We start from the raw sequence: 17,244 nt of genomic DNA, 5'->3' as shown, positions 1-17,244 counted from the left end.
CGGCCGAACCGGCCAGGTCGATAAAGGCACTGGCTTTTAACACGCTGTTGAGTTCTCAAGAAACGGACACCCACCGCGCCGGACCCGCTCCCGCGAGCCCCAACCCCGGGGCAACCCTTCAAGCCTACCCGATCCGCCCGCTTTGTCAAACTCTGGGCGGTTCGGCCTCCAACGTCCCATTTGGGCGCGGACAGGTCCGTCCCAGCTGATCTGTTGGAGGTTCCCCCGGGGCCGGCCGCCTTGTCGGCGTCCCGCTCCCCCGTGGGGCGTGTAGAACATTAGGTCCCTGCGAGGGGACCGTCAAATCGATCGCCTGCGACACGTTTAAGCAGGTCAGAGGGGGTTTCATGGTCTCAGACCGGCCCAGTTGAGGCCGCTCGTGACCTCACTGTGACGTGGATCTACCGAAGTTTTCCCCCGGGTAGGCCGAGCGCCCGCCCGGAGAGGTCCGGACGGGCGCTCGTCACGCGCGGTTCAGGAGCCGGTCACCTCGACGCCGCCGACGTTCCGCTTGCCCCGCCGCAGGACGAGGAAGCGGCCGTGCAGCAGGTCGCCGGACGCCGGGGCGGCGTCCTCCGACTCGACCTTGGCGTTGTTCAGGTACACGCCGCCCTGGGCGATCGTCCGCCGGGCCTCCGACTTGCTCTTGCAGAGCCCTGAGGCCGCCAGGAGATCCACGACGGGCGGGAGCTCCCCCGGTGGGATCTCCGTGCGGGGCACCTCGGCGAGCGCGGACCTGAGGGTCCGCTCGTCCAGCTCCTCCAGCGCGCCCTGGCCGAACAGGGCCTTGGACGCGGCGATGACCGCGGCCGTCTCGTCCGCGCCGTGGACGAGCGTGGTCATCTCCTCGGCGAGGGCGCGCTGCGGCAGGCGTGCGGCGGGCCGCTCGGCGCCCTGCTTGACCAGGTCCTCGATCTCCTCGCGGGAGCGGAAGCTGAAGACCTTGAGGAACTTCTCCACGTCGCGGTCGTCGGCGTTGATCCAGAACTGGTAGAACGCGTACGGCGAGGTCAGCTCGGGGTCGAGCCAGTACGTCTCGCCCCCGGCGGTCTTGCCGAACTTCGTGCCGTCCGCCTTGGTGAGCAGCGGCGTCGTCAGCGCGTGGGCGCTTCCGCCCTCGACGCGGCGGATGAGGTCGACGCCGGCGGTGAGGTTGCCCCACTGGTCGCTGCCGCCCGTCTGCAGGACGCACCCGTACCGGCGGTACAGCTCCAGGAAGTCCATGGACTGCAGGAGCACGTAGCTGAACTCGGTGTAGCTCATCCCGGTGGTGTCGAGGCGGGCCTTGACGGTCTCCCGGGCGAGCATCCGGTTGACCGGGAAGTGCTTGCCGATGTCGCGCAGGAACTCGATGGCCGACATGGGGCCGGTCCAGTCGAGGTTGCTGACCATGGTGGCGCCGGTGGGGCCTTCGTCGAAGTCCAGGAACCGCGACACCTGGCCGCGGATCCGCTCGACCCAGCCGGCGACGGTCTCCTCGGAGTTCAGGACGCGTTCGGCGCTCTTGCCGCTCGGGTCGCCGATCAGGCCGGTGGCGCCGCCGACGAGGCCGAGGGGTCGGTGGCCCGCCTTCTGGAAGCGCCGCAGGATGAGGATCTGGATGAGGTTGCCGAGGTGCAGCGAGGGCGCCGTCGGGTCGAACCCGCAATACAGCGTGACCGGCCCCGCGGCGAGCAGCGCCCGCATCTCGTCCAGATCGGTGGACTGCGCGATCAGGTCGCGCCACGCGAGGTCATCCAGGATGTCGGTCACGTTCTCCCTCGTCTCAGCCTTGCCGTCCGGCTCTTTCACCAGACTGCCCGATGGGCCTGAGCCCACGCCAACGATATTCGGAGGTCAGGCCCGCCAGGCGGCCTTCCGGCGGACGCGCGGGACGTGCGCCCGGTACGGCGACACGGTCGGGTCTCCGTCGATATAGAACCGCCACGGCACCTCCTTGGCGCCGTTGACGCCGGTCCGCGGCCCGCTGCGGATCAGCGCTGGGTCGGCGGGCTCGCCGCGCAGGATCGTCATCTCGCCGCCGGGCGTGCACACGTCCAGGCCGTTCTGGTCCCGGACGACGCCGAGGGCCTGGCACAGCCGGGCCGGGCCGCGGGCCAGGTCGCGAACGGTGGACTTCGGGCGGCGGGCCCGCGCGAGGTCCTCCCCCGCGATGATCTCGCCGGCGCGCAGCAGCACCGCCGACGACGTCCCCTCGGGGCCGCAGACCAGGTTCATGCAGAAGTGCATGCCGTAGGTGAAGTACACGTAGACGTGCCCGGGCGGCCCGAACATGACGGCGTTGCGCTCCGTCCTGCCGCGGTAGGCGTGCGACGCGGGGTCGAGGGGACCGGCGTACGCCTCGACCTCGGTGAGCCGCGCGGCGACCTCGCCCTCGGGCGTGCGATGCGTGATCACGTGCCCGAGCAGCGAGGGCGCCACCTCGTCCACCGGCCGGTCGAAGAAGTCCCGTGGCAGCAGCGCTCCGTCCATCGCCTCACCGTGGTCTAGGGGGTGGTCCGCCGGTCGACCAGCCTAGAGGGCGCCGCGGACCGCCCCGGCCGGGCGCCCGGTCAGGCGTCGGAGTCGGCGGCCCAGGAGGCGTGGTCGTTCACCTGGGAGCGCAGCGCGGCGATCTGCTCGCGGACGCGGTCGGGCGCGGTGCCGCCGTAGGCCTTGCGGGACGCCAGGGCGCCCTGGACGTTGAGGACCTCGCGGACGTCCGGCGTGAGGTGCGACGACACCTTGGCCAGCTCGTCGTCGGTGAGGTCGTCGAAGTCCTTGTCGTTGACCTGGCACCAGACGACGAGGTGCCCGACGACCTCGTGGGCGTCGCGGAACGCGACACCGCGCCGGACCAGCAGCTCGGCGAGGTCGGTGGCGAGGGCGAACCCGTCGGGCGCGGAGGTCTCCAGCCGCTCGGTGTTGACCCGCATGGTGGCGATCAGGCCGGACATCGCGGGCAGGACGAGCAGCAGCGTCTCGACGGCGTCGAACGCGCCCTCCTTGTCCTCCTGGAGGTCGCGGTTGTAGGTGAGCGGCAGGCCCTTGAGGGTGGTGAGGAGGCCGACGAGGTGGCCGATGAGCCGGCCGGCCTTGCCGCGGGCCAGCTCGGCGACGTCGGGGTTCTTCTTCTGCGGCATGATCGACGACCCGGTGGCGTAGGTGTCGTCCATCTCGATCCAGCGGAACTCCTGCGACGCCCAGAGGCAGACCTCCTCGCCGAGGCGGGACAGGTGCACGCCGATCAGCGCGGCGGTGAAGAGGAACTCGGCGACGAAGTCGCGGTCGGCGACGGCGTCCATGGAGTTGGGCGCGGCGGCGTCGAAGCCGAGTTCCGCGGCGGTGGCCTGCGGGTCGAGCGGCAGCGACGAGCCGGCGAGGGCGCCGGAGCCGAGCGGGGAGACGGCGGCGCGGCGGTCCCAGTCGCGGAGCCGGTCGATGTCGCGGGTGAGCGGCTGGACGTGCGCGAGCAGCTGGTGGGAGAACAGGACCGGCTGCGCGTGCTGCAGGTGGGTCATGCCGGGCGCGGCGACGCCGAGGTTGTGCTCGGCCTGCGCGATCAGCGCGGTCTCCAGCTCGACGAGCCGGGACACGATCTGCCGGGCGTGGTCGCGCAGGTACAGGCGCAGGTCGGTGGCGACCTGGTCGTTGCGGCTGCGGCCGGCGCGCAGCTTGCCGCCGAGGGCGCCGAGCCGCTCCAGCAGGCCGCGTTCGAGGGCGGTGTGCACGTCCTCGTCGGCGACGGCGGGCCGGAACTCCCCGGACCGGCAGGCGGCCTCGAGGTCATCGAGGGCACCGATCATGCGCTCGAGCTCGTCGTCGGTGAGCAGCCCGGCCCGGTTGAGGACGCGGGCGTGGGCGCGGGAGCCCATCAGGTCGTACGGGGCGAGCCGCCAGTCGAACTGGACGCTCACCGAGAGCCGCGCGAGCGCGTCCGACGGGCCGCCCTCGAACCGGCCGCCCCACAGTCGCGTCGGTGCCTTGGTCACGGAATTCCTCTTCTTCTCGGCGCTGTTTCTCGCGCTGTGCGTTCGTGTACTCGCCATCCCACCATGCCCCGGGGCCGGGGCGCGCGTCAGGCGCCCCGCGCGGCGGGCCGCGGTGGCGCCCGGGGCGGAGGACGGCGCTAACCTCGTCGTTCCCGGCCGGCGGTCAGCCTGAGGAGCGCCCCGGCGACCTCGTCGCCGCCGTCCGGGTCGCGGGCGATGACGAGGATGGAGTCGTCGCCCGCGACCGTGCCGAGGATCGTCGGCCACTCGGCGTGGTCGATCGCCGAGGCCAGGTACTGCGCCGCGCCCGGCGGGGTGCGGACGATGACCAGGTTCGCCGACGCCTCCGCCGACACGAGCAGTTCGGCGGCGATCCGGGAGAGCCGGCCGGCGAACGTCTCGGCGGCGCCGGTGCGGGCGCGGCGGATCCGCTCGCCGCCCTCGCCGGGGACGGCGTAGATGAGGCTGCCGTCGTCGGCGCGGAGCTTGACGGCGCCGATCTCGACGAGGTCGCGGGAGAGGGTGGCCTGGGTGACGTCGACGCCGTCGTCCTGCAGGAGCTTGGCGAGCTCGCCCTGCGAGTGGACGGGGTGGCGGGTCAGCAGGTCGATCACCCGGGACTGGCGGGCGGTCTTGGTCATCGGGGTGGTCAACGGGATCGCTCCAAGAGCCAGATCAGCAGTGCCTTCTGGGCGTGCAGCCGGTTCTCGGCCTCGTCCCACACGCGGCTGCGGGGGCCGTCGATGACGCCGGCGGTGATCTCCTTGCCGCGGTAGGCGGGCAGGCAGTGCAGGACGATCGCCTCGGGGTCGGCGAGGGCGAGGAGGTCCTCGTTGACCTGGTACGGCTCGTAGAGCGAGGTGTCCTTGCCCTCCTCCCCCATCGACACCCAGGTGTCGGTGGCGAGGACGTCGGCGCCGGCGGCGGCGCGGGCGGCGTCGTCGGTGACGGTCACCGAGCCGCCGGTGGCGGCGGCGATCTCGGTGGCGCGCGCGACGACGGCGGGGTCGGGCGGCAGGGACGCCGGCGCGGCGACGCGGACGTGCATCCCGGCGGTGGCGCAGCCGAGCAGGTAGGAGTGGGCCATGTTGTTGGCGCCGTCGCCGAAGTAGGCGAGGGAGGCGCCGGTGAGGCCGCCCTTGGCCTCCCGGACGGTCTGCAGGTCGGCGAGGATCTGGCAGGGGTGGTACTCGTCGGTGAGGGCGTTGACGACGGGGACGGCGGTGCCGGCGGCCATCTCCTCGACGCGCGCCTGCCCGGCCGTCCGCCAGACGATCGCGGCGACCTGTCGTTCGAGCACGCGGGCGGTGTCGGCGATGGTCTCGCCGCGGCCGAGCTGGCTGCTGCCGGCGTCCATGACGAGGGGGTGGCCGCCGAGTTCGGCGATGCCGGTCGCGAACGACAGCCGGGTCCGGGTGGAGGGCTTGTCGAACAGCACCGCGACGGACTGCGGGCCTTCGAGCGGCCGGTAGGCGAACCGGTCCTTCTTGGCCTTGGCGGCGAGGTCGAGGACTTCGGCCTGCTCGGCGGGCGCGAGGTCGTCGTCGCGCAGGAAGTGCCTGACGGTCATGGGGGTCAGCTCTCCTTCACGGCGGACGCGGCGGCGTCGAGGATCGAGGGGAACGCGGTGGTGAACGAGCGGGCCTGCTCCTCGGTGAGGATGAGGGGCGGGGCCATCCGCAGGGCGTCGGGCTGGAGCGCGTTGACGAGGAAGCCGGCGTCGCGGGCGGCGGCCTCGACGGCGGGCGCGTGCGGGCCGGTGAGGACGGCGGCGCGCCACAGGCCCCGGCCCCGGACGCCCTTGAGCAGCGGGTGGTCGATCGCCGCGATCCCGGACGCGAGGACCTCCCCGACGGCGGCGGCGTTGGCGAGCAGGCCGTCCTTCTCGATGGTGTCGAGGACGGCGAGGGCGGCGGCGGCGCTGACCGGGTTGCCGCCGAACGTGCTGCCGTGGTCGCCCTTGGCGAAGGTCCCGCCGTGCTCGCCGAACGCGACGCAGGCGCCGATCGGGAGGCCGCCGCCGAGTCCCTTGGCGAGCGTGAGGACGTCCGGGCGGGCGTTCTCGTGCTGGAACGCGAACCAGGCGCCGGTCCGGCCGATCGCGGACTGGATCTCGTCGGCGACGAACAGCGCGCCGGTGGCGTCGCAGATCTCCCGGGCGGCGGTGAAGTAGCCGTCGGGCGGGGGGACGACGCCGGCCTCGCCCTGCGTGGGTTCGAGGAACACCGCGGCGCACCGCTCGCCGACCGCGGCCTTGAGGGCGTCCGCGTCGCCGTAGGGGACGAACCGGACGTCGATGGCGAACGGGCCGAACGGCTCGCGGATCGCCTTCTTCCCGGTGAGCGACAGGGCGCCCATGCTGCGGCCGTGGAACCCGTTCTCCGTCGCGACGAAGTACGTCCGGCCGTTGGTCTTGCCGTACTTGATCGCGAGCTTCAGTGCGGCCTCGTTGGCCTCGGTGCCGCTGTTGGCGAGGAACACCCGCCCGTCGCCGCCGAGCAGGTCCCGCAGCCGCTCGGCGAGCCGCACCTCGGGTTCGTTCAGGAACAGGTTGGAGGTGTGGGCGATGGACGCGACCTGCGCGGACACCGCCTCGACGAGGGCGGGGTGGGCGTGCCCGAGGGAGCTGACCGCGATGCCGGCGATCAGGTCGAGGTAGGCGCGCCCGTCGGCGTCCCACACGGTGCAGCCCTCGCCGCGCGCCAGCGCGACCGGGGGGACGCCGTAGTTCGGCATGAACGCGGCCTCGAACCGCTTCCGCAGGTCGCCGGCGCTCATTTCAGGTCCTCCCTCACGGGTCCGCCGGGGAGGCTCGGCAGCACCATCGTTCCGATCCCTTCGTCGGTGAAGATCTCCAGCAGCAGCGAGTGCGGGACGCGGCCGTCCAGGACGTGCGCCTGCGGGACGCCGCCGCGCACGGCGGCCAGGCACGCCTCCATCTTCGGCACCATGCCGGCCGACAGGTCCGGCAGCAGCGCCGCCAGCTCGTCGGTGGTCAGCCGGTCGATCACGTCGTCGCTGTCGGGCCAGTCGGAGTACAGGCCCTCGACGTCGGTGAGCACGACGAGCTTCACCGCGTCCAGCGCGACGGCGAGCGCCGCGGCGGCCGTGTCGGCGTTGACGTTGTACACCTCGCCGTCGTCGCCGCGCGCGACGCTCGACACGACGGGGACGCGCCCGTCGTCGAGCAGCGCGCGGACGGCGCCGACCTGCACCTCGACGATCTCGCCGACCTGGCCGATGTCGACCCGCTCGCCGTCCACGAGCGCGTGCTTGCGCTCGGCGGTGAACAGGTTGGCGTCCTCGCCGGACATGCCGACGGCGAAGGGGCCGTGCCGGTTGATCAGCCCGACGACGTCCCGCTGCACCTGCCCGGTCAGCACCATCCGGACGACCTCCATGGCCTCCGGGGTGGTGACGCGGAGCCCGGCGGTGAACGTCGAGTCGATGCCGTTGCGCTCGAGCGCGGCGTTGATCTGCGGGCCGCCGCCGTGCACGATGACCGGCTTGAGCCCGGCGTAGCGCAGGAACACGATGTCCTCGGCGAACTGGTGGCGCAGCGCCTCGTCGGTCATCGCGTGCCCGCCGTACTTGATCACGACGGTGGTGCCGTGGAAGCGCTCCAGCCACGGCAGCGCCTTGATCAGCGTCTCCGCCTTGCCCATGACCCCGGCGCGGTTCTTGCGCATCTGCGCGCCGCTGGTGATCGCGCTCATGTGGAGTACGCCGAGTTCTCGTGGACGTAGTCGGCGGTGAGGTCGCTCGTCCAGACGGTCGCGCTGTGCGGGCCGGCCGACAGGTCGGCGGTGATCGTCACGTCGCGAGGGCGCATGTCGACCTTGTCGCGGTCGTCGCCGAACGAGCCGTTCCGGCACACCCACACGCCGTTGATCGCGACGTTGAGCTGGTCGGGCTCGAACACGGCGTCGGTGGTGCCGATCGCCGACAGCACCCGGCCCCAGTTGGGGTCCTCGCCGTGGATGGCGCACTTGAGCAGGTTGTTGCGGGCGACAGACCGGCCGACCGTGACGGCGTCGTCCTCGGACGCGGCGCCGACGACCTCGATGGCGATGGCCTTGGACGCGCCCTCGGCGTCCACGAGGAGCTGCCGGGTCAGGTCGGCGCACACCTCGGTGAGCAGCGCGGTGAACTCCTCCTCGGCGGGGACGGCGCCGGTCGCGCCGGACGCCATCAGCAGGACGGTGTCGTTGGTCGACGTGCAGCCGTCGGAGTCGAGCCGGTCGAAGGTGACGCGGGTCGCGGCGCGCAGCGCCCGGTCCAGCGCTTCGGCGGGCAGGTCGGCGTCGGTGGTGATCACGCACAGCATGGTGGCGAGGGACGGGGCGAGCATGCCCGCGCCCTTCGCCATCGCGCCGATCATGTAGCCGCCCTCGCCCTGCCGGAAGGAGATCTTGGCGACGGTGTCGGTGGTGCGGATGGCGTCGGCGGCGGCGAGGCCGCCGTCGCCGCGCGACAGCTCGGCGACGGCCTTGTCCACGCCGGGCAGCAGCGCGTCCATCGGCAGCCGCTCGCCGATGAGGCCGGTGGAGCAGACGGCGATCTCGCCGGCGGAGTCGGCGAGCAGCTCGGCGGCCTTCTCCGCGGTGGCGTGGGCGTCCTGGAAGCCGGCGGCCCCGGTGCAGGCGTTGGCGCCGCCGGAGTTCAGCACGACCGCGCGGACGCGGCCGCCCTTGAGGACCTGCTCCGACCACAGGACGGGCGCGGCCTTGACGCGGTTGCGGGTGAAGACGGCGGCGGCGGCGCGGGACGGCCCGTCGTTGACGACGAGGGCCAGGTCGCGGGTGCCGCTGTTCTTCAGCCCGGCGACGACGCCGGCGGCGCGGAAACCCCGGGGGGCGGTGACGCTCAAGGGGACACTCCGATCGTGGTCAGCCCGAGTTCTTCCGGGAGGCCGAGGGCGAGGTTGGCGCTCTGGACGGCGCCGCCCGCGGTGCCCTTGGCGAGGTTGTCGATGGCGGCGACCGCGATGATGCGGCCGGCCGCCTCGTCCAGGGCGACCTGGACGAGCGCGGTGTTCGCGCCGAGCGTCATGGAGGTGGCGGGCCACTGCCCCTCGGGGAGCAGGCCGAGGAACGGCTCGCCGGCGTAGGCGTCGCCGTAGGCGGCGCGGAGGGTCGCGGCGGTGACGCCGGGCCGGGCCTTGGCCGTGCAGGTCGCGAGGATGCCGCGGCTCATCGGGGCGAGCGTCGGCGTGAACGACACGGTGACGGGCCCGCCGGCGACGGCGCCGAGGTTCTGCGTCATCTCGGGGGTGTGGCGGTGGACGCCGCCGGCCGCGTAGGCGCTGACGGAGCCCATGACCTCGCTGCCGAGCAGGTGCGGTTTGAGGGCGCGGCCGGCGCCGGAGGTGCCGGACGCGGCGACCACGACGACGTCGGGTTCGGCGCGCCCGGCGGCCCACGCCGGGAAGAGCGCGAGGGTGACGGCGGTCGGGTAGCAGCCGGGGACGGCGATCCGCTTGGTGGTGCGGAGCGCGTCCCGCTGTCCCGGCAGTTCCGGCAGCCCGTACGGCCAGGTGCCGGCGTGGGGGGTGCCGTAGAAGGCCTCCCAGGCGGCGGGGTCGGTGAGCCGGTGGTCGGCGCCGCAGTCGACGACGAGCACGTCGTCGCCGAGTTCCGCGGCGAGCGGCCCCGACCGGCCGTGCGGCAGGGCGAGGAACACCACGTCGTGGCCGGCCAGGGCGTCCGGGGTGGTCTCCTCCAGGACGCGCCCGGCCAGGGATCGCAGATGCGGCTGGTGCGCGCCGAGCTCGGTGCCGGCGTTGGCGCCGGCGGTGAGCGCGCCGATCTCGAACTCTGGATGTCCCGCGAGGATGCGCAGCAGCTCGCCGCCCGCGTAACCGCTGGCGCCGGCGACCGCCGTCCGGATTCCCATGTCCACTCCTTCGGAAGCAAGCAGGTAAGAGTATGCACGCAACTGGAAACCTATTCAACGTCGAATGTGCGGTCAGCGGGTTCTGAGACGAGCGACACAGGGGCGCCGCGGCCGCGCGAGACGCGCCAGAACGTCAACATGGGTTGACACCTCCCCGGATGTCAACTTACATTGACATCCATGGCCCGGAGAGTAATTAGGCACCTAAAGATTTGCCATCGAACCATCAGTGTCCTAACATCGCCACCATGGAGAACCCCGCCTTCGGCGACCTCAAGGCCCTCGGCCCCATCGAGGAGTGGCCCGTCGGCCGGCTCTTCGCCGCCGCCACGCGGCTGGCAGGGCCCGTCGTCTGGCGGATCGTCGAGCGGCACGGCATCAGCCCCGCGGGGTTCTTCCTGCTCCGCCTCCTCGTCGTCGAGGACGGCCTGCGGCCCGGCGAGTGCGCCAAGCGGCTGCTGGTCACCCCGGCCACGGTGACCTCGGTGGTCGACACGCTCGAGCGCAACGGCCACGTCGTCCGGGAGCGCTCGCACCGCGACCGGCGAGGGGTGATGCTGCGGATCACCGACTCGGGCCGCCGGCTCGTCGCCGAGAAGTCCGGGCCGATCGGCGCGGACATGCAGGAGCTCTACGACGTCGTCGACGAGGGCGACGAGCCGGCCGTCCGCCGGTTCCTGCTCAACCTGATCAAGCAGTTCGAGACCTACTCCGAGGGCACGCAAGGGAAGGGAGACCGCGCGTGAGCGCACCCCCCGAGCCCGCCGTCCAGACGGTGGAGCTGAAGAAGACCTACCCGGCCGCCGGACCGCGGCCCGAGGTGCCCGCCGTCCGCGGCATCGACCTGGACGTGCCCCGCGGCGAGTTCTTCGGGCTGCTCGGCCCGAACGGCGCGGGCAAGTCCACGACCATCGGCATGCTCACCACCCTGGTCGTCCCGACCGGCGGCACGGCGCGGGTGACCGGGCTGGACGTGGTGCGGGACGCCGTCGAGATCAAGCGCCGCATCGGCGTGGTGTCGCAGAACAACACCCTCGACAGCGACCTGACCGCCGCCGAGAACCTGGAGTTCCGCGGCCGGTTCTTCGGGCTCAGCGCGCGCGACGCCCGGCGCCGCGCCGACGAGCTGATGGAGCTGTTCGGGCTCACCGAGCACCGCAAGGGCAACCCGTTCGAGATGTCGGGCGGCCAGGCCAAGCGGGTGATGATCTGCCGGGCCCTGATGCACGGGCCCGAGGTGCTGTTCCTGGACGAGCCGACGGCCGGCCTCGACCCGCAGACCCGCACCAACCTGTGGGAGGTGCTGCGCGGCCTGCAGGCGGGCGGGCAGACCATCCTGCTCACGACCCACTACATGGAGGAGGCCGAGGCGCTCTGCGACCGCGTCGCGGTCGTCGACCACGGCAGGATCCTCGCCGCGGGCACCGTGGACGAGCTGAAGGACGCGGCGGGCGCCGACACCGTCATCACCGTCGCCTACGACGCGCCCGCCCCCGACCAGATCCACAAGCTGTCCGCCCGCGACGGCATCAGCAAGGTCGAGGTCACCGACGGGCAGGTCCGGGTGTTCGCCACCGAGCCCGAGGGCATCCTCGGCGAGCTGGTCGCGATCGGGTCGGCCGCCGGCGTCGGCGTCACCGACGCCACGCAGCTGCGCCCCAGCCTGGAGACCGTCTTCCTCACCCTCACCGGAAGGGAATACCGCGAATGACCGCCCCGGCCGCGACCGTCCTGACGCCCCCGCCGCCGGCGCGGGCGACGATCCCCCGCACGTTCGCCGCGATGATGGCGCGCGAGGCGCGGGTGATGCGCAAGAACTTCCTGTCGACGTTCGTCCGGGTGCTGGTGCAGCCGGTGATGTTCGTGTTCGTCTTCTCCTACGTGCTGCCCAAGCTCGGCGGCGGCGCGATGGCGGGCGGGCCCGGCGGGCCGACGTTCTCCACGATCCTGGTGCCCGGGCTGGTCGGCTCGTCCATCATCATGCAGGCGATGATGGCGGTGATCTTCCCGCTGATGATGGAGCTGAACTGGCAGAAGTCCATCACCGACCGGGCGCTGGCGCCGGTGCCGATCCCGCTGCTGGCGGTGCAGAAGATCGTCGCGGCGGCCGTGCAGGGGCTGATCGGCGGGCTGCTGGTGTTCCCCGCCGTGCTGCTGATCCACGCCGAGGGCCAGTCCCCGCACGTGCACGTCGGGAACTGGGCCGTGCTGGTCGTGGTGATGGTGGCCGGGTCGCTGCTGGCCGCGTCCGGCGGGCTGCTGCTCGGCACGCTGCTGAACCCGCAGAAGGTCCAGGTGCTGTTCGCGATGGTGCTGCTGCCGATGACGATGCTCGGCTGCGTGTACTACCCGTGGTCGGCGCTGGACCACATCCGGTGGCTGCAGATCCTCAGCCTGTTCAACCCGCTCGTGTACGTCAGCGAGGGGCTGCGCAGCACCCTGACGCCCGCCATCCCGCACATGCCGGTGTGGGCGTTCCTGCTGGCCATCGTCGGCGGGACGATCCTGCTCACGTGGGCCGCGACCCGCACGTTCACCCGCCGCGTCCTGACCTGACCGGCGGACCCGAAGGCCCCGCGCGGACGCTCCGCGCGGGGCCTTGCGCGTCACATGGGCCCCGCCTCGGCCAGGCCGGTGCGGCGGTCCATGCGCAGCCACCGGGTGAGGCGCAGCGTCCGCAGGAACGGCAGGTCGTGGCTGACCACGATCAGCGCGCCCTCGTAGGCGGCGAGGGCCTCGCCGAGCCGCGCGGCGCTGTCCATGTCGAGGTCGTTGGTCGGCTCGTCCAGCAGCAGGAGCCGCGGCGCGGGGTCGGCGAGCAGCAGCGACGCCAGCACCGCGCGCAGCCGCTCGCCGCCCGACAGGGTCCCGGCGGGCCGGTCGGCGCTCGCGCCGCGGAACAGGAACCGCGCCAGCCCCTGCCGGATCTCGGCGGGCGTCGCCGACGGCGCGGCCGCGCGCACGTTGTCGACGACGCTGAGGTCCCCGTCGAGGACGTCGAGCCGCTGCGGCAGGTACCGCACGCCGTCCACGCCGATCCGCACCGACACCCCGTCCGGGACGCGCTCGCCGGTGAGCGCGCGCAGCAGGGTCGTCTTCCCCGAGCCGTTCGGCCCGGTGAGCGCGATCCGCTCCGGGCCCCGGACGATCAGCTCGGCCAGCGTGCCCGGCGCCGGGTCGGGCGCGCGGAGCCCGGTGACCGCGGCGACCGTCCGCCCGGCCGGGACGCGGGTGGCGGGCAGCTCGATCCGGATCGCGGCGTCCTCGCGCACCGCGTCCTCCGCCTCGGCGAGCCGCGTCCGCGCCCCGGCGAGGCGTTCCTCGTGCATGATGCGGTGCTTGCCCGCCGAGACCTGCGCCTCGCGTTTCCGCAGTTTCATGACGGCCCTCGGTTCCCGCTTGTTCTCGTACATCTTGTTCGCGTACCGCTTGCGGCGGGCGAGCTTGACGTGGGCCTCCTCCAGTTCGCGCTTCTGCCGGCGCAGGTCGGTCCCGGCGACCCGGACCATCCGTTCCGCGGCCTCCTTCTCGACGGCGAGCAGCTCCTCGTAGGCGGACAGGTCGCCGCCGAACGACCGGACGGCGCCGTCGCGAAGGTCGGCGATGGCGTCGACCCGGTCCAGCAGCTCCCGGTCATGGCTGACGACGAGCAGTACGCCCGTCCAGGACTCGACCGCGTCGTACAGGCGGCGCCGCGCGTCGAGGTCGAGGTTGTTGGTCGGCTCGTCGAGGAGCAGCACGTCCGGGCGGGCCAGGAACAGCGCGGCCAGCCCGGTCATCACCGTCTCGCCGCCCGACAGGGTGGCGACGGGCCGGTCCAGGCCGAGGTGGCCGAGGCCGAGCCGGCCCAGCTCGGCGAGCGCGCGTTCCTCGACGTCCCAGCGGTCGCCGACGGCGGCGAAGTTCTCCTCGGTGGCCTCGCCGCGCTCGATGGCGTGCAGCGCGGCGCGGGCGGCGCCGATGCCGAGCAGGTCCGCGACGGTCGCGGCGCCGTCCAGGGCGAGGTTCTGCGGCAGACGGCCGACCTCGCCCTCGACGCTCACGGTCCCGGAACCGGGACGCAGCTCCCCGGCGATCAGCTTGAGCAGTGTGGACTTGCCGGACCCGTTGACGCCGATCAGGCCGGTCCGGCCGGCGCCGAACGCGGCGTCCAGGCCGTCGAGGACGGCGGTGCCGTCCGGCCACGCGAACGACAGGTCCGAGCAGACGATGGCGAATGACATGAGCGGCCTCCATGGCGGGTGAGCGAGCGGACTGCTGACACGCGGACTGCTGATACATGGAGACACCGCGAAGGGCGCGCGACGCGCGGGCGGGCATGAGGAAGCCCGGCGGGACGTGGGGCCGCTGAGGTCGTGCGCGGGCCGGTGGACGGCCGCTGCGCGGTGTCGGACCTCAGAACTCCAACGGACTCCCCTGCCGGGCGACGATGTGACGCGTCCAGGCTACCCGGACGCTTATCGCGACACAAGTATCTTTAAGCGGGAATTCCGGTGGAACGCCGGGACGCGCACCGCCATGCTGAAGGCATGGGACCCGTCAGCCCGGTCTTCGCCGGGCGCGCCGCCGAACTGGCCGCGCTGCGCGCCGCCCATGACCGCGCCCGCGCCGGCGAGGCCGCGGCCGTGCTGATCGCCGCCGAGGCGGGCGGCGGCAAGACGCGCCTGGTCGAGGAGTTCACCCGGGACGTGCGCGCCGTCACCGGCGGCTGCCTCGACCTCGGCGCCGCGAACCTGCCCTACGCCCCCTTCACCGCGATCCTGCGGCGGCTCGGCCGGGACGCGGTCACCGCGCTGATGCCCGCGGCGGCCCTGCCGGAGCTGGCCCGGCTGATGCCCGGGCTGAGCGCCGACGCCCCGCCGCCCGACGAGGGCGCCGGCCGGATGCGGCTGTTCGAGCACGTGCTCACGCTCGCCGAACGGCTCGGCGCCCGCGAACCGGCCGTCCTCGTCGTGGAGGACGCGCACTGGGCCGACGGCTCGACGCGCGACCTGCTGTCCTTCCTGTTCCGCAACCCGCCGCGTCCCGGGGTGCTGCTGGTCGTGACGTTCCGGCCCGAGGAGCCGGCGGCCCGCGCGCTGTTCGCCGAACTCGGCCGGCTCCCCCACGTCGCCCGGCTCGACCTGCCGCCCCTGACCGTCGCCGAGGTCGCCGACCAGGTGCGCGGCATCCTCGGCGCCGCCGACCACGCGACGGTCCGCGACGTCCACGCGCGCGGCGGCGGCAACCCGCTGTTCGTCGAGACGCTCGTCGCCGACCCCGGCGAGGCCCTGCCCGGGACGCTGCGCGACCTGCTGCTCGCCCGCGTCGCCCGGCTCCCGGAGGCCGCCCGCGCGGCGCTGCGCGCGGCGAGCGCCGCCGGGGACCGGGTGGGCCACGCCCTGCTGGCCGCGGTGACCGGCCGCACGGACGCCGAGCTGAGCGAGGCGCTGCGTCCCGCCGTCGAGCACGGCCTGCTGGCCGCCGACGGGGACGGCTACGCGTTCCGGCACGCGCTCATCCGCGAGGCCGTCCACGGCGACCTGCTGCCGGGCGAACGGGCCGCCCTGCACCGCCGCTACGCCGAGACCATCGAGCGGGCACCCGAGCTCAGCGACGCCCCGTCCGGCGCCCTCGCCGTCCACTGGGAGTGGTGCGGCGACCCGGCCAAGGCGCTGGCCGCCGCCTGGCGCGCCGCCGGGGAACGGCGGGCGGCGACCGCCTACGCCGAGCAGCTCACCCTGCTGGAACGCGTCCTCGCCCTGTGGGACGAGGTCCCCGGCGCCGCCGGGCTGACCGGGCTCACCCGTTCGCGGCTGCTGGAGACGGCGGCGGAGACCGCGTGCACGGCCGGCGACCCGCGGCGCGGGCTGCCCCTCGTGCAGCGGGCACTGGACGCCGCCGACCCGGCCCGCTCCCCCGCCGAGGCCGCCCGGCTCCACGCGCTCCGGGCGACGCTCCGCGCGTATCAGGGGCATGACGGCGAGCTGGACGACCTCCGGGAGGCCGTGCGCCTCGCCGCCGCCTCGCCCCCCGACCGCGTCCGGACGCTCGCGCACCTCGCCTCCCGGCTCCTCGTCCACGGGGCGATGGACGAGGGCGAACGGCTCGGCCGCGAGGCCCTGGAACTCGCCGACGCCGCCGGCCTCGCGCCGCGGAACGGGGGCCTGGAGTTCATCGTGGCCGCCGCCACGGCGCGCGACGGCGACGGCGACACCGCGCCGCTGGAGCGGCTCCGCTCCAGCGGTCTCGACGTCTCGGAGCGCGTCCGGGTGCTGAACACGCTGGCGCACGCGCGGCTGAACACCGGCCGCGCCGCCGAGGCGCTGGCGCTCGCGGGCGAAGGGATCGACGCGGCGGAGGACGCGGGGCTCGTCCACAGCGCGGGGCTCGCACCGGCCGTCAACCAGGTGGAGGCGCTGTACCGGCTCGGCCGCTGGGACGAGGCCGCCGAGATCCTCGCGCGGCGCCTGGACCGCCACCACGGCCCGGCCTTCCGCCTCCAGATGATGATCTGGCGGATCGCGCTGCTGGCCGCGCGCGGTACCGGGCCGGCGCCCGATCCCGAGGCGCTCGCCGTCCCGCTCGGCGCCGGGTCGCCGCAGACCGTGCTGCCCCTCGCCCAGATGATCATCGAGTGGCGGCTGGCGGAGGAGGACCGGCCGGCGGCATGGGCCGCGGCGGACGCCGTGCTGCGCCATCCGCGCCTCACCGTCCAGCCCTGCCACCTCTGGCCGCTGCTGGAGGCCGCCGCGCGCGCCGGCGGGCCGCGATCGTCCGAGATCGCCGCTCTCGCCGCGCGCACCCCCACCGCGACGCCCGTCGCGGCGGCGTACAAGGCGACCGTGACCGCGTTGACCGGCGGCCCCGCCGACACGGACGCGGTGATCCGCACGTGGGAGCGGCTGGACCTGCCCTACCCGCTCGCGCGGGCCCTGTTCGACGCGGCCTGCGCCGACCTGGCCCGTGGCGACCGCACCCCCGCCGCGGCGCGGCTCCAGCGCGCCGCGCGGATCGCCGACCGCCTCGGCGCCGCGCCGCTGGCCAGGCGGATCTCCGAACGCGCCCGCCGCGCCGGGCTCGCCGGAACGGCGGGAGGCCCGCTCACCGCCCGCGAGTCGGAGGTGGTGCGGCTGCTGGCGCGAGGGCGCTCCAACCGGGAGATCGCCGAGGAGCTCGTCATCTCCCCCAAGACCGCCAGCGTGCACGTGTCCAACATCCTCGCCAAGCTCGGCGTCGGGTCGCGCGGGGAGGCCGCGGCGGCCGCCCGCGACCGCGGCCTGGCCTGACCCCGAGCGGGACGCCTAGGGCGTGTCTCAAAGGCAGGTCAGCCAATCGTTGATGACGGCGATGTGGAGGACGGCCTCGTAGCGGACGGCGACCTTGTCATACCGCGTGG

At 73.7% G+C, this 17,244-nt stretch carries 14 protein-coding genes; 4 read left to right on the top strand and 10 right to left on the bottom strand.

The window, feature by feature from the left end; all coding sequences use genetic code 11:
- Positions 1 to 474 precede the first annotated feature (474 nt).
- From tyrS to argC, 9 genes are all read right to left on the bottom strand, one after another.
- On the bottom strand, positions 475 to 1,752 hold the full coding sequence (gene tyrS / locus ABT299_RS49790) for a tyrosine--tRNA ligase (RefSeq protein WP_500255116.1): 1,278 nt from the start codon (positions 1,750 to 1,752) through the stop codon (positions 475 to 477).
- Between the two features lie 84 nt (positions 1,753 to 1,836).
- The gene (locus ABT299_RS49785; protein WP_500255115.1) at positions 1,837 to 2,472 is read right to left on the bottom strand and encodes a DNA-3-methyladenine glycosylase; all 636 of its coding nucleotides are present in this window, start codon (positions 2,470 to 2,472) and stop codon (positions 1,837 to 1,839) included.
- Between the two features lie 80 nt (positions 2,473 to 2,552).
- Positions 2,553 to 3,971, bottom strand: coding sequence for an argininosuccinate lyase (gene argH / locus ABT299_RS49780; protein ID WP_500255114.1), 1,419 nt, complete (start codon positions 3,969 to 3,971; stop codon positions 2,553 to 2,555).
- Between the two features lie 137 nt (positions 3,972 to 4,108).
- On the bottom strand, positions 4,109 to 4,612 hold the full coding sequence (locus ABT299_RS49775; protein WP_500255117.1) for an arginine repressor: 504 nt from the start codon (positions 4,610 to 4,612) through the stop codon (positions 4,109 to 4,111).
- Positions 4,613 to 4,620: 8 nt separating this feature from the next.
- On the bottom strand, positions 4,621 to 5,541 hold the full coding sequence (gene argF, locus ABT299_RS49770) for an ornithine carbamoyltransferase (protein ID WP_190856592.1): 921 nt from the start codon (positions 5,539 to 5,541) through the stop codon (positions 4,621 to 4,623).
- Between the two features lie 5 nt (positions 5,542 to 5,546).
- The gene (locus tag ABT299_RS49765) at positions 5,547 to 6,749 is read right to left on the bottom strand and encodes an acetylornithine transaminase (RefSeq protein WP_190856591.1); all 1,203 of its coding nucleotides are present in this window, start codon (positions 6,747 to 6,749) and stop codon (positions 5,547 to 5,549) included.
- On the bottom strand, positions 6,746 to 7,660 hold the full coding sequence (argB, locus tag ABT299_RS49760; RefSeq protein WP_190856612.1) for an acetylglutamate kinase: 915 nt from the start codon (positions 7,658 to 7,660) through the stop codon (positions 6,746 to 6,748). Before argB ends, ABT299_RS49765 begins: the two co-directional genes overlap by 4 nt.
- 23 nt (positions 7,661 to 7,683) lie before the next feature.
- Positions 7,684 to 8,841, bottom strand: a complete 1,158-nt coding sequence (argJ, locus tag ABT299_RS49755) for a bifunctional glutamate N-acetyltransferase/amino-acid acetyltransferase ArgJ (protein WP_433136528.1) — start codon at positions 8,839 to 8,841, stop codon at positions 7,684 to 7,686.
- A complete protein-coding gene (gene argC / locus ABT299_RS49750) occupies positions 8,838 to 9,866 on the bottom strand; it encodes an N-acetyl-gamma-glutamyl-phosphate reductase (protein WP_500255113.1) in 1,029 nt (342 codons plus the stop codon). The genes argJ and argC overlap by 4 nt, the downstream gene beginning before the upstream one ends.
- A gap of 248 nt (positions 9,867 to 10,114) precedes the next feature.
- Between argC and ABT299_RS49745 the strand changes: the two genes are divergently transcribed.
- The 3 genes from ABT299_RS49745 to ABT299_RS49735 are packed head-to-tail and all read left to right on the top strand — an operon-like array spanning position 10,115 to position 12,422.
- The gene (locus ABT299_RS49745) at positions 10,115 to 10,612 is read left to right on the top strand and encodes a MarR family winged helix-turn-helix transcriptional regulator (protein ID WP_190856588.1); all 498 of its coding nucleotides are present in this window, start codon (positions 10,115 to 10,117) and stop codon (positions 10,610 to 10,612) included.
- On the top strand, positions 10,609 to 11,577 hold the full coding sequence (locus ABT299_RS49740) for an ATP-binding cassette domain-containing protein (RefSeq protein ID WP_190856587.1): 969 nt from the start codon (positions 10,609 to 10,611) through the stop codon (positions 11,575 to 11,577). Before ABT299_RS49745 ends, ABT299_RS49740 begins: the two co-directional genes overlap by 4 nt.
- On the top strand, positions 11,574 to 12,422 hold the full coding sequence (locus tag ABT299_RS49735) for an ABC transporter permease (RefSeq protein WP_190856586.1): 849 nt from the start codon (positions 11,574 to 11,576) through the stop codon (positions 12,420 to 12,422). Before ABT299_RS49740 ends, ABT299_RS49735 begins: the two co-directional genes overlap by 4 nt.
- A 50-nt stretch (positions 12,423 to 12,472) precedes the next feature.
- Here ABT299_RS49735 and ABT299_RS49730 read toward each other — a convergent pair whose 3' ends face one another.
- On the bottom strand, positions 12,473 to 14,089 hold the full coding sequence (locus ABT299_RS49730; protein ID WP_500255112.1) for an ABC-F family ATP-binding cassette domain-containing protein: 1,617 nt from the start codon (positions 14,087 to 14,089) through the stop codon (positions 12,473 to 12,475).
- A 306-nt stretch (positions 14,090 to 14,395) separates the two neighbouring features.
- Between ABT299_RS49730 and ABT299_RS49725 the strand changes: the two genes are divergently transcribed.
- On the top strand, positions 14,396 to 17,134 hold the full coding sequence (locus ABT299_RS49725) for an ATP-binding protein (protein WP_500255111.1): 2,739 nt from the start codon (positions 14,396 to 14,398) through the stop codon (positions 17,132 to 17,134).
- Positions 17,135 to 17,244 lie beyond the last annotated feature (110 nt).

Source organism: Spirillospora sp. NPDC000708 (assembly GCF_040299565.1).
In the GTDB taxonomy this organism is placed as follows: domain Bacteria; phylum Actinomycetota; class Actinomycetes; order Streptosporangiales; family Streptosporangiaceae; genus Spirillospora.
This window is presented reverse-complemented; position numbering and strand designations above follow the sequence as displayed.